Annotated in this window: 7 protein-coding genes; 1 reads left to right on the forward strand and 6 read right to left on the reverse strand. The window is 69.2% G+C overall.

Features of this window, described 5'->3' with window-relative positions; genetic code table 11:
* Window positions 1–153: 153 nt before the first annotated feature.
* The 3 genes from GF068_RS22440 to GF068_RS22450 all read right to left on the reverse strand — a co-directional run bounded on the left by GF068_RS22440 (window position 154) and on the right by GF068_RS22450 (window position 6,193).
* Window positions 154–2,259, reverse strand: a complete 2,106-nt coding sequence (locus GF068_RS22440; RefSeq protein ID WP_153821480.1) for a hypothetical protein — start codon at window positions 2,257–2,259, stop codon at window positions 154–156.
* 114 nt (window positions 2,260–2,373) lie between these two features.
* Entirely contained in the window at window positions 2,374–3,222 is an 849-nt protein-coding gene (locus tag GF068_RS22445; RefSeq protein WP_170319615.1) for a phosphoribosylformylglycinamidine synthase subunit PurQ, read from the reverse strand.
* Complete coding sequence (locus GF068_RS22450; RefSeq protein ID WP_153821482.1) at window positions 3,212–6,193, reverse strand: AIR synthase-related protein; 2,982 nt, start codon at window positions 6,191–6,193, stop codon at window positions 3,212–3,214. Before GF068_RS22450 ends, GF068_RS22445 begins: the two co-directional genes overlap by 11 nt.
* 480 nt (window positions 6,194–6,673) lie before the next feature.
* Between GF068_RS22450 and GF068_RS22455 the strand changes: the two genes are divergently transcribed.
* A complete protein-coding gene (locus GF068_RS22455; RefSeq protein WP_153821483.1) occupies window positions 6,674–7,627 on the forward strand; it encodes a hypothetical protein in 954 nt (317 codons plus the stop codon).
* Between the two features lie 14 nt (window positions 7,628–7,641).
* On the opposite strand, the gene GF068_RS22460 is transcribed toward GF068_RS22455, so the two are convergent.
* From GF068_RS22460 to GF068_RS22470, 3 genes are read right to left on the reverse strand one after another with little or no spacing between them, the layout of a single operon-like run.
* The gene (locus GF068_RS22460; RefSeq protein WP_206079517.1) at window positions 7,642–8,919 is read right to left on the reverse strand and encodes a VWA domain-containing protein; all 1,278 of its coding nucleotides are present in this window, start codon (window positions 8,917–8,919) and stop codon (window positions 7,642–7,644) included.
* Window positions 8,920–8,924: 5 nt separating this feature from the next.
* The gene (locus GF068_RS22465; protein WP_153821484.1) at window positions 8,925–11,324 is read right to left on the reverse strand and encodes a DUF5682 family protein; all 2,400 of its coding nucleotides are present in this window, start codon (window positions 11,322–11,324) and stop codon (window positions 8,925–8,927) included.
* 7 nt (window positions 11,325–11,331) lie between these two features.
* Window positions 11,332–12,465, reverse strand: coding sequence for an ATP-binding protein (locus GF068_RS22470; RefSeq protein ID WP_153821485.1), 1,134 nt, complete (start codon window positions 12,463–12,465; stop codon window positions 11,332–11,334).
* Window positions 12,466–12,482 lie beyond the last annotated feature (17 nt).

Raw genomic sequence — 12,482 nt, forward strand, 5'->3', positions numbered from 1 at the left:
GATCGTGTGGGCCTTCGGGATACGACGCCGAGGCAGCGATTCGAAAATGAGGCGTACGTGAATCGGACGCCGGGCGCAAGCGCCCATCACGGCCTGGCGCGCCGCGTCTGTCCCGAGCAATGATGACGCGCGGCGTAAAGCCTACGCTTCACGCTATTCGAGCTCGTCGGCCACGAAGATCTGCGGGGACAGGACGATCGTCCCATTTTGAATTTTTCCGATGCGGGTGAAGAGGCTCGTCTTGCCGTCGCCGTCGAGGTCACCCTCGGCCGAGACCTCGAAGCCGTCCTTACCGGGATCGGGCCCGCCGCGCTTCGGTCCCTTGTAAGCCCCGCCCGTACGGTATTCGTACTGAAACCGGATCGGCTGCGGGAGCGAGACCCGGAGGCATCGCCACCCCGCAGAATCGTCGCCCTGCTCGAAATCCTGCCCCGGTTTATTCGAAGGGACGTACGTCGTGTCCCGGGGCACCACGCCGGGCACCGGCGGCGCCGATTTGCAGAGCTTGTGCGTCCCCGGCTTTTCGCTGGTCGACGCGCGCTCGTACGCAGCCGCGGCCGCGCGCGCCATCCAGCTCACCGTGTTCCTGGCCTCCGCCGCCTTCGCGCGCGTCGTGTACCGCCGGACCCCGTGCACCGCGAGCGCCGCGCCCACCCCCACGAGCTCCGCCGCGCCGTCCCCGGTCGCCGCGAGCTCGAGCCCCCGATCGCTCGGAAAGAGCACGAGCGACAGCATCGATCCGCCCCCGACGCGCGCGCCGGGCTTCGCGCCCGAGGTCGGATCGGCGAGCGACCGGGCGAGCGCCGGGTCGAAGAAGAGGAGCGCATGCGACGCTGCCTTCTCCTTCGCGCGCGCCGTGAGGAAAGCCGGATTTGCGCTCAGCGTATCCTTGCCTTTACCGAACCGACGCACGACGTCGAGCGCCACCTTTTTGTTGCCGAGGCCGACGAGCAAAAATCCCGGCCGCGACTCGATGTGGAGCACGCCGCCATCCTTCAGGTCCCTCGTGAGCGTGTCGCCTCGGACCGTGACCTTTTTGGCACCCTTCGCGCCCGCCTGAATCGTCGAGAGGAGCTTCTTCTGCGCGTCCGCGTCCTTCGTGGCGATCGCCACGAGCACCCCCAAGGCCTTCTCGGGTTGCTCGCTCACCTCGTCGAACGAAAACGGCCGCTTCGGATCCATGTACAGCCCGAGCACGACCTCTCCGCCGAGCGCCTCGTCGATGTCCGCGAGATCGATCCCGCTCCGGCCGAGCTCCCCCTTCACCCCCTGCCCGAGGCCCGGCGAGAGCGCGCGCCCGATCACCTCCAGCACGTCCGCGACCGTTTTACCAGACGAACGCTGCGTGGACAGACCCAATGCGGCGATCGCCCCCTCCGGCAGCTTCGGCATGACGACCTGAGGCGCCGCGTCGAGCACCGAGCCGAGCGCCGGGAACTCGGGGCCATATCCCGAGAATCGCACGTCGAGCCCGAGGCCCTGGGTTTGTCCCACGAGCGCGACGAAGAGGCGCGAGCCCGGCTCGGGCGGCGATTTTTTGCCCGCGGCCATTGCGTGCAGATCGATCGCGAGGAACGGCTCCGCCGCGCGCTCCTTGACGAGCAACGCCGAGGCCTCGACCGACGGCGCGCGCCCCGCGGCGACCTCGAACGCGTCGCGGAGGTCGTCCTTCGTCCGGCAGGCGACGAGCGCGCGTGGCCCCTCGAGCCACGCGCCGTGCGCGAGCTCGATGCCCTTCGGTGAACGAACCACGAAGAAGCCGCGCGCCTTCTTCTCCGCGCCGAGCAGGTCGAGGGCCTTCGTCACGAGCGCCCCGTCGCTCATGCGGGCCCCGAAGCAAGCCCTGTCGATCGGCTCGGCCGGCCCGCCGCGCTTCTGCGGGCCCGCGAAGACGACGGCGCCCTCGAACGATTTCGTCACGTCCGCGACGAGCTTCGGGTCGAGCTCGAGGCGATTCGCGAGCCCCGCCGAGAGCTCCGCCAGAAGGCCCGCGCGTAGTTGTGGATTCATCGCCGCGAGCGCCTTCTCGGGCGGCGGCACGTTCGCCACGAGCACGGCGTCGCGCGGGACGAGGCCGAGGAGCGAGTCGAGCTTCTGCGGAGGCTCCGGCCCCTCGTCCGCGGCCGGCGCGGCCACGGCGGCCGTGGGCACGGGCGCCGCCACGGCGACCGCCGCGCCGGAATTCGCCTCGTCGGGAGGTCCAGGCTGCGTCTGCACCGCAGCGCCGCCGCACGAGACGAGGGCCGAGAGACCGGCCACGAAAAAGAGCCTACGGGCACGCCGCATCGCCATACGAAGAGTCTCCTCCGGGCATGAGAGCACGAACGGCCCCGCGCCCGCAAAAGGAGAATGGCGAGGACGAAGCGCCGAGAGCTACCCCGCGAGCGCGGCCCGCACCCCATTTTCGAAGATGCGGAGGCCGAGGCCCGCGGACGGCAAGGTGCCCGCGTCGCGTTGCCGGATCCAGTCGGGGTGGTTCTCGGGGTAGAGGTACGCGTCGGGGTGCGGCATGAGGCCGAAGATCCTCCCCGTGGGATCGCAGAGCCCGGCGACGCCGCCCGGCGAGCCATTGGGGTTGTCCGGCCAAGCTTCCGTGGGCGCGCCGCTCGCGTCCGCGTACCGCACGGGCACGAGGCGCGAGGCGAGGACCTCGTCGCGGAGCGATTCGTCGAGGAAGAGCAGCTTGCCCTCGCCGTGGCGGCTCGGCATCTCGATCGTGGGGCCGACCCCGCGCGTCCACACGCAGGGGCTCCCGGGGTCGACGGCGAGCTTCACCCACGTGTCGAAATACCCGAGCCTGTCGTTGTGCACGAGCGCCGCCTGTTGCGCGGCGAGCGGCGCGCCCCGGGCGCGGCTCACCCCGGGCAGCAGGCCGAGACAAACGAGCGTCTGGAATCCATTGCAGACCCCGAGCGCGAGCCCGCCGTCGTCCACGAAGCGAGAGAGCGCATCGCCGAGCCGGAAGCGCAGGCGATTGGCGAACACGCGCCCGCTCTGGATGTGGTCGCCGAAGGAGAAACCGCCGATGAACGCGAGGATGTGATACCCGGCGAGCACGTCGGCGTTCCCCGCGCGCTCGAGGATCTCGCTCAGGTGCACGAGGTCGACGGTCGCGCCCGCGCGTGAAAACCCGGCGGCTGTCTCCGCCTCGCAGTTCAGCCCGTACCCCGTGAGAACGAGGACACGCACGTCGCGCGCCTCTTTGACGACGTCAGACGGCATGAGATTCCTCCTGGAAAGCGCGGCGGAGCGCGTCCGAGCCGAGCTCGGCGAGCGTTTGTCCTCCATGACGAATACGTAAATACCCGCGGCCCGACACGCCCGGCTCGACCGCGCCGAGCCGGACGAGGCCGTGCGGCGAGAGCCGGGCTTCGAGCGCGGCCGAATCCTCGGCCCGCGTGGTCAGCACGACGCGCCCCGTCGTCTCGCTGAAGAGCGCGATCGCCGGGGAGAGGCCTCGGCCCACCGCATCGAGCGAGACCGACAAACCGAGCTCGCTCGCCATCACCAGGTGCGAGAGCGCGACGGCGAGCCCGCCGCGCGAGAGCACGTGCGCCGAGCGGAGGAGGCCCGCCTCGTGCGCCGCGGCGAACGCGTGATATCGCGCGGCAAAACGCCTCGGGTCCGTCCGCGGGACGCCGTCGAGGGTGAGCCCGAGGAGCCGCGAGAGCTCGCTCTCGCCGCACGCGTCGTCCGTCTCGCCGAGCAGATACACGACGTCGCCCGGCGCGCGCGGCGCGAGCGTGAGGGCGCGCCGGACGTCCTTCATTTGCCCGATGACGCTGACGAGCAAGGTCGGCGGCACCGAGATCTTCACGCCGCCCATGGTGGCGTCGTTCTTCATCGAGTCCTTGCCCGAGATGAGCGGCAGCCCGTACGCCACGCACGCCTCGTACAGGCCCTCGCACGCGCGCACGAGCTGCGCGAGCTTGTGCTCGCCGTCGGGCGTCGTCGCGCTCTTGATGGGGTCGGGCCAGCAGAAGTTGTCGAGCGCGGCCATCCGGTCGATCCGCGCGCCGGCAGAGAGGACGCGCCGCACGCCCTCGTCCGCGCAGGCGAGCGCCATCGCGTGCGTGTCGAGGTCGCTGTAATGCGGGTGGATCCCCTCGCCGAGCACCACGCCCTCGTCGCGCCCGTGCCGCACGCGCATGACCGTCGCCGTGGCTGGTATGTCGCGACACACCCCCACGAACGGTTTGACCACGGCGAGCCCCTTCACCTCGTGATCGTAATGGCGCGTGTACCGCTCGCCGCTCCGGATGTTCGGCTGCGCGAGCATCGAGACCAGGAGCTCGCCGACGGGCCGCGCGGCGAGCGCCTTTTCCCGGTCCGAGCTGCTCGCGAAGGCCCGCACGGGCGGGCTCCACCGCGCCGTCCGCACGACCTTCGGCAGCCCGCCGTGAAGGAACACGAGCGGCAGATCGCAGGCCTTCTCCTCGCCGTACCACACGACGAGCCTCCCTGAGTCCGTGAACGTGCCGATCTCGGTCGCCTCCACCTCGCGCCTCGCGGCGAGCGCGAGGAACGCCTCGAGTTTGTCCGGAGGCACGGCCACCGTCATTCGCTCCTGCGCCTCGCTGACGAGGATCTCCCAGGGGGCGAGGCCCGGGTATTTGAGGGGCACGCGGGCGAGGTCGACCTCGGCGCCGCCCGAGGCCTCGGCCATCTCGCCGACGCTGCTCGACAGGCCGCCGGCGCCGTTGTCCGTGATGCCGCTGTAGAGGCCCCGGTCGCGCGCCTCGGCGAGCATGTCGAACATCATCTTCTGCGTGATCGGGTCGCCGATCTGCACGGCCTGGACGGGCGAGCTCTCATTGAGCTCGACGCTGGAGAACGTGGCGCCGTGAATGCCGTCCTTGCCCACGCGCCCGCCGATCATGACGATCTTGTCCCCGGGCGCCGTGAATTTCTCGTGCGTCGGCCGCCCCGCCGTCTCGACGGGCATCGCCGCGACGGTCCCGCAATACACGAGCGGCTTGCCCACGAAGCGGTCGTCGAAGAGCTCGAAGCCGCGCATGTACGGGATGCCGGACTGGTTGCCGCCGTCGATGACCCCGTGGTGTACGCCCTCGCGGATGCGCCGCGGGTGCATGAGGCCCTTCGGGAGCGCGCCGGAATGGTTTGGCTTTCCGAGACAATACCCCCACACGTTCGCGAGCAGGTCCGCCCCGAGGCCGCAGCCGAAGCTGTCGCGGTTGACGCCGACGATGCCGGTCATCGCGCCGCCGTAGGGATCGAGCGCGGACGGCGAGTTGTGCGTCTCGACCTTGTAGACGAGGTGAAGATCGTCCGTGAAGCGCACGACGCCGGCGTTGTCGCTGAAGACCGAGACCAGAAAATCCCCGGCGTCCCCGTCGATCCCGGACAAAGCGCGGGCCTCGCGCACGTCCTCGGTCGCGGCGACGACGTACGTCTTGAAGACGCCCCGCTCGATGCGTCGCGTGCGCCCCTCGGGATCGGTGTAATCGATGGGAGCGTTGAAGATCTTGTGTTTGCAGTGCTCGCTCCAGGTCTGGGCGATGCACTCGAGCTCGGCGTCCGTCGGCTCGCGCCCTTCGGCCTCGAAATGGGCGCGCGCCGCGTGCATCTCGGGGATCGAGAGCGCGAGGAGGCGCTCGCGCGAGAGCCGCTCGAGCGCCTCGTCGGAGAGGCCTCGCAAGGGGACGACCTCGGTCCGCGGCGTCTGGGCCACGCCGGCGCGGGGGACCGTGAGGTCGGGCGTGCGCGGCGGCTCTTCGATGCGAATACGCTGGATGAGGGGGTTGTGCAGGACCTCGGCCGCCGCGCGCTCGACGTCGGCCCGCGCGAGGCCCCAGACGAGGTACATCGTGCCCGTGTATACCTGTCCCGTGAGCGTACGTCCGAGCGCATCCTCGCACGCGGTCTTGACGCTCTTGCCGACGGCGTCCGTCACGCCGGGCAAGAAGGAGACGGTCAGGATCACGGGTGGATCCGCGCTGTCGCCGTCGGGCAGGGCGCCCGTGGCCGCGACCTCGATGACGGGGTCGGCGATGGCGGCGAGGACCTTTTGGGCCTCGGCCTCGTTGATGTCGAGATCGCAGAGATACACCTTCCGCGTGCGGATCCGCGCCGGGGAGAGGCCGAGCCAGGCCGAGAGGGTCTGGGCGGTTTTCGTGGCGAGCGCGTCCGGAACGGCCGGCCGGTTCTCGATCTCGAGCCGGAAGATGGGCATGGCAGGTGGGCTCCTCGTCGGGGAGGCCGTCTAGCACAACCTGGGGGATGTGGAAGCTTGGGGGGCGCGGCTCCGTTCGCTTCGCCGCATCCCCCGGGCGAGGGCCGGGCGCTCGTGCTTGGAAGATTCTACGCAAAAGGAGAATCTCCGGCGGAGGAACGACCTCGTGCTTCGAAAAGGTCCGGTGGGGCGCGTGTTTGCCGGTGCCCGTCTGCACGTGGGCCGTGCGGGCGGGGTGCTCGACGAGGCGCTTTCCTCGGATGTCCGAGCGCAGCCCCCTGCCCATCACGCCGCCGACAGGCAACGCTGACGGGCTCCTGTCACACGGGCATGACACGCCCGGCGTCATTCCTGCGTACCAGTGTCATGACGCTGTGACACGCACCTCGTTCTTGATGACCGAAACGCGGCCGATTCGCGCCCCTGACGCGCCGGCACGGTCAATGCACTGCTCTGGATGCGCAGAGTACCTCACCAGAGATGGAGGCAAAGATGTTCACCTACGACAGACGCATTCTCGGTGCATTCGCTGCAGTCACGCTGCTCGCGGCGGGTTGCGCCGCCGATATGGGCGAGACGGGGCAGGTTTCGGAGGAGACGTCGGCGAGCCAGGCCGCGCACGTATTCTGGCAGGAGACCCCCGAGGAGGGCGCCGGCGAAGAGCTCGCCCGGGACGTCGAGAGGGTCGAGAGCAAGGTGCTGAATCGATTCGTGGTGCCGCGTGTCGGTACGGTGTCGCTGATCGACGAGGATCCGAGCAGCGAGGTGCCCCAGATCGGCGTCCTGGTCGTTTCTTCGTCCACGGACGACAAGCTCCTGCCGCTCGTCCACGAAGACGGGACCGAAATCACGCCGGTCGAGTATCTGCTGAGCGCCGATGCCTCGGCAGACGTATCGCCGCGGCTCCTCGAGCAACATGTCCTGGCCACCGGAGGGACACAGATGCTCTCCGTGGTCTACGACGCGGGGCCGGAGGTGACCGCCGGGAACTGCGCAGCGGCCTCCTGGCAGAGCTACTTCGACAATCAGGCGCTCTCGTTCGGCGGCGTGGGCGCTCCCGCGCATGTCCTGAATACGACCACGTCGCTGCCGAGCTGGACGGCGAGCGGCAATCTGGGCAAGTACTCGCGCATCGTCGCGGGAGCGTGCTTCGTCAGCCAAGGCGACGGCAACGACAACCTGACCGTGAAGATGGAACGACGCGTCGACGGGACGTGGCAGACCGTGAGCGGAACGCAGGCCACGCTCAATACGACGATCAATGGCGGCAAGGACCGCTATCTCTACAAGAGCGGCGCGTATTGTTACGACTACGAACGCCGCATCACCGTCTCGGGGCTTCCGCCGGGGGGCATCTATGCTCCGGACAAGTTCCACCTCTCGGGCGCGTGGGGAGGGCATGCGAACGGCTGCTGGATCTCGTCGGGCGGCTGACGCGCGCCTCGTCCCTATCCCTTCCGCGCGTCGAACCTCCGCGCGATCGTCTCGAGGTCGTGCCCCTTGAGCGCCGCCTCCAGCATCGCCGGGAGCGCATTCGGCGTGCACGCAAAACACGGCACGTCGAGCTTCGCGAGTTTCTTCGCGAGCTCGGCGTCGTACATCGGCGTCCCCGAATCGTCGAGCGCGAGCAGGCACATCGCCCGCACGCCGCTCTGGACCATCTCCTCCATGCGCTTGACCATCTGCTCTTGATTGCCGCCCTCGTAGAGGTCCGTCAGCAGAATGAAGAGCGTGCGGCGCGGGTTCGAGACGAGGCCCTGGCAATACCCGACCGCTCGATTGATGTCCGTCCCGCCGCCGAGCTGGATCCCGAAGATGAGGTCGACCGGATCCACGAGCCGCGGCGTCAGATCCACGACCTCCGTGTCGAACGCCACGACATGCGTCTCCAGGGCGGGCAGGCTCGCCAGGATCGAGCCCATCACGCCGCCGTACACGACGCTGCTCGCCATCGAGCCGGATTGGTCCATCGCGACGATCACGTTCCACTCCCGCCGCCGGTGCTGCCGGGCGAAAAAGAAGAAACGATCGGGCACGATCGTGCGGCGATCCTTCTGGTAATTCTTGAGGTTTTTCCCGATGGTACGCCGCCAGTCGAGGTTCGGCAGGCTCGGGATCGGCTGGTGGCGTGAGCGGTCGAGCGCGCCGCGCACCGCGCGTTCGAGCTCGCCCTGCATTCGCTTCTTGATCTCTTCCACGACGGACCGGACGATCTCGCGCGCGGCGTCCTTGGCCCGGTCCGGGATCATGTCCTTCATCGTGAGCAATGTGCCCACGAGCTCGACGCTCGGCGTGATCTGCGCGAGCGATTCAGGCTCGAAGAGCAGCTCCTTCCAGCCTCGTCGCTCGATCGCGTCCTGTTGAATGACCGCGACGACGTCCTGCTCGAAATACTTGCGCACGTCGCCGAGCCACGCCGCGAGCTTCGGACGGCTCGCGCCGAGCCCGGCGCTGCGCCGCGTGCGGCTGCCGCTGCCGTCGCCGGGCTCGGTCTCCTCGATGTCGTACAGGGCGCCGAGCGCGGCGTCCATTTCCGCCATCTCACGCGTGAGGAGCCCTCCGCCACCGGGGCCTCCGCCCATGCCCGCGGCGCCGCCGCACATTTGACCCTCGACGCGCTTGCCGAGGATGAGGCGCCAGCGCTGGTTCCGGTCGAACGTCATGGGGCCGGCGGGCGTGGTCGTCGCAATCGGGGTGGGGGCAGGAGGCGCCTTCTTTTTGGTCATGGCTTTCATAGATCCAGATCCAGATCGCCGAGGTCGTCCTGGAGGGACGCGAGCTCGGCGTCGTCCACCTTGGTCTCGATCGCCCGGAGGAGCTCCTTTTCGCTTCCGCCCCAGAGCTCCGCGAGGAGGGCCGCGATCTTGCGCGCCTCGCTCGTCTCGAACGAGCCGAACGCGCGGCGGAGCGCGACCACCGCGCGCCGGAAATCGTCGTGGTCCATCGCCTCGACGAACGCGCTCATGGCGGCCCAGAGCGAGCGGCGCGACAGCAGGGCATAACGATTCCGCGTCGCGAGCCCCTCGAAAAAGCCGGCGCCCTCGCTGGGCGAGGCGCCGGGGCAGATGCGGCGCGAGATGCGGCGGTCGAGGACGTCGTCCCCGAGGAGGCCACGTTCGAGCAGGATCGCGCTCGCCACGCCCGCGACGTGCGAGGAGGTGAGGTCGTCGTCGGCGACCGCGTCGAGCACGCTCGCGAAGCGGTCCACGTCGAGTTTGTCGGGAAACATGAGGCCCACGCGATGCAGGTGCCCGAGCGCTTGGCCCACGTTCCGCGAGGCTTCTTCATTGCAGCGAGCGGCCTCGGGCGCGAGGAGCGCGCCGCGCAAGAAGAGCTGGGCGACGAGCGGCTCGAGCGGCGCGGTGTCGATCCTGCGCACGTCCTTGTAGGCCACGAGGTGGCTCAATTCGAGGGCCGCACCCGCGACGGCCACGAAATCCCCGTCGTCGACGGCGAGCGACGAGACGCGGGCGAGCGCCGCCGTCGTCGCGTCCGAGAGGTCGCACTCGACGCTCCGCCGCGCGAGGTTTGCCGCGGCGTGCACGTTCTCGGCCGCTTCGAGGGCCTCGTCGATGGCGCGCGCGGCCGCGATCTCGATCGTGTCGCCCCGGAGCGCGTTCTCCACGAGCTGGATCTCGCAATCGGGCGTCCAGCGCGCGGCCCAGACTTCCTTGTAAGTGCTCTGCGCCCGATCCTCCGCGCTCGTCTTGTTCGCCGCGAACCCGATGCCGAGCACCGTGAGCCGGTGCAGGAAGATGGATCGATTGCGGTCCCGGAACGCCGCGTCCTCCGATTTCGCGAATCGATCCTGCCGGAGGTCGAGCCAATCCTTGCTCGTCGCTCCCTTGATGAGCTGCTCCTTGTCCTTGAGGTATTCCTCCAGGCGCAGATCCTTCACCCAGCGATAAAAATCGTCCTGGATCGAGGTGCGGAGCACGCCCGGGGGCACCTTTCCGAGCGCGTCGCCCACCGCGACGTCGTGAATGAAACGCGCGACGCTCGAGGGCTCGCCCTGTCCGAGGCACGTCGCCGCCGCGTCCTCGAGGTCACGCAGCGTCGGCGCGTGCGCGTCGCGCATGGAGGCCATGCCCTCGGCGAGCCGCACGGCCTCGATGACCTCCGCGCTCGATCGCACCATGCCCGCCTTGCGGAGCCTCCCCGCGATTTCGGCGAGGAAACGCGTCCCGAGCCGCGCGGTCGAGCCTCCTTCTGCCTCCTCGTAGAGCGCCTGGAAATACCCGGGCGCCTTGTTGCCCGCGCCGTAGCCAGATTGCGAGCTCAATCGGAAGAAGCTGTATGGCATCAACGTGCGCGTGACCGGTACAGTCGGGAGCTTCTGGATCTCCTCGTCCGTCATGGTCGGCTCCTCGGCGACGAGCACGGGCGCGTGATAGGCGCCGCAGACGACGACGATCCGCGCCGGGTCGTGCCCTTCGGCGATCGTGTCGCGGATGCGGCGGCGCATGAAGGCCTCACGCAAGAGCGTCTCCTGGCGCCGCCGCGGCGACTCGTAATCGAGCGCGCGCAGCTCGCGGCCGAGCTCGAAGATGCTGAGGCGGTAGGAGTCCGCCGTCATCGAGTGCTCGAAATGGCGCTCCCACCAGGTGTCGTGGTCCGGATCGCCCGAGAGCGCTGCGATGGCCTCGTACGGGTCGCCGAGGTAACGCTGGGTGTCCGATTCCTTCGTTTCGCTCGCCTCCGCGTCGTCTCCCTCCGCGTGCTCGTGCTCGTGCTCGTGCTCGCCGCGGGCGAGGAACACGGAGGCGGGGAGGTCGATGAAGCGCGCCACGCGGTTCTTTCGTAGCGCCCAGCGGAGCGCCACCCACTCGGGCGAATACGCGGCGAGCGGGAAAAGAACCGAGCGGACGGGCCGCCTCTGCGTGAACGCGAGCAGCGCGACCGGGGGCTTCGTGCGTTTGTCGAGGAGGTGCGTTATCTCGTCGGTCGCGTCGCTCGGGCCCTCGACGAGCACAGCCGTGGGATCGACCTCATCGAGATATCGCTCGACGTGCCAGGCCCCCATCGGCGAGAGGTGGCGCACGCCGAAGATCCGCGCGAGCGGCCCCGCCGCCGGGACGGTTTGTCCCGACACGACGAGCGTCGCCGCGATTTTTGCCTTCCTCGCCGCCATGGCCGACCTACACGAGCTCCTTGCAGGCCGTATAAAGCGGCTCCCAGGCGCCGCCGCGCTTCTTCATGACGTTCTCGAGGTATTCGACGAACACCGCTTCGTCCTTCGAATCCTCCTTGACGATCGCGCCGAGCAGGCCCGCCGCGAGGTCGCGGTCGCTCACCCGGCCACTACCGAAATGGCCGGCGAGCGCCATGCCATTGCCGAGCACCGAGATAGCCTCCGCCGTGGAGAGGACGCCCGAGGGGCTCTTCAGCTTTTGCTTGCCGTCGATGGTTTGTCCCCGCCGGAGCTCCTGGAAGACCTGCACCACGCGGCGCACGGCCTCCTCGGCCGGAGGCGCCGCGGGCAATCTCAGGCTGGAGCCGATCTCGCGCACGCGGCGGGCCACGATCGAGACCTCGGTGTCGATGTCGCTCGGCACGGGGAGCACGACGATGTTGAAGCGGCGCTTCAGGGCGGCGCTCATGTCGTTGACGCCGCGGTCGCGCGTGTTCGCCGTGGCGATCACGTTGAACCCGCGCTTCGCCTGCACGTGCACGCCGAGCTCGGGCACGGCGAGGACCTTCTCGCTGAGGAGCGTGATCAAGGCGTCCTGCACCTCCGAGGGGCAACGCGTGATCTCCTCGAATCGGACGAGCTTGCCCGCCTCGAGCGCGCGATGAATGGGCGAGGGCACGAGCGCCTTCGGGCTCGGCCCCTCCGCGAGCAGGAGCGCGTAGTTCCAGGAATAACGAACCTGCTCCTCGGTGGTGCCGGCCGTGCCCTGGACGAGGAGCTGCGAGTCGTTGCAAATGGCGGCCGCGAGGTGCTCCGAGAGCCAGCTCTTCGCCGTGCCCGGCTCGCCGATGAGCAAGAGCGCGCGGTCCGTGGCGAGCGTGGCGATCGCGATCTCCACGATGCGCGAGGAGCCCACGTATTTCGGTAAGATGTTCGTCTCGCCAACCTTGCCGCCCATGATGTAGAGGAGCACGGCCTTCGGCGAGAGCCGCCAGCCCGGCGGCCTCTCGAATTTGTCGGCCGCCGCGATCGCCTCGAGCTCGTTCGCATACAGCCGCTCTGCCGGCTCGCGGAGCACGTCCGATTTCGCCGAGCCCTCGCCGCCGCCGTCTGCCTTCTGGGTGTCCTTCTTCGTCGCCATGTCTCGTCCCCGCGCTG

Source organism: Polyangium spumosum, from assembly GCF_009649845.1.
Taxonomy (GTDB): Bacteria; Myxococcota_A; Polyangia; order Polyangiales; family Polyangiaceae; genus Polyangium; species Polyangium spumosum.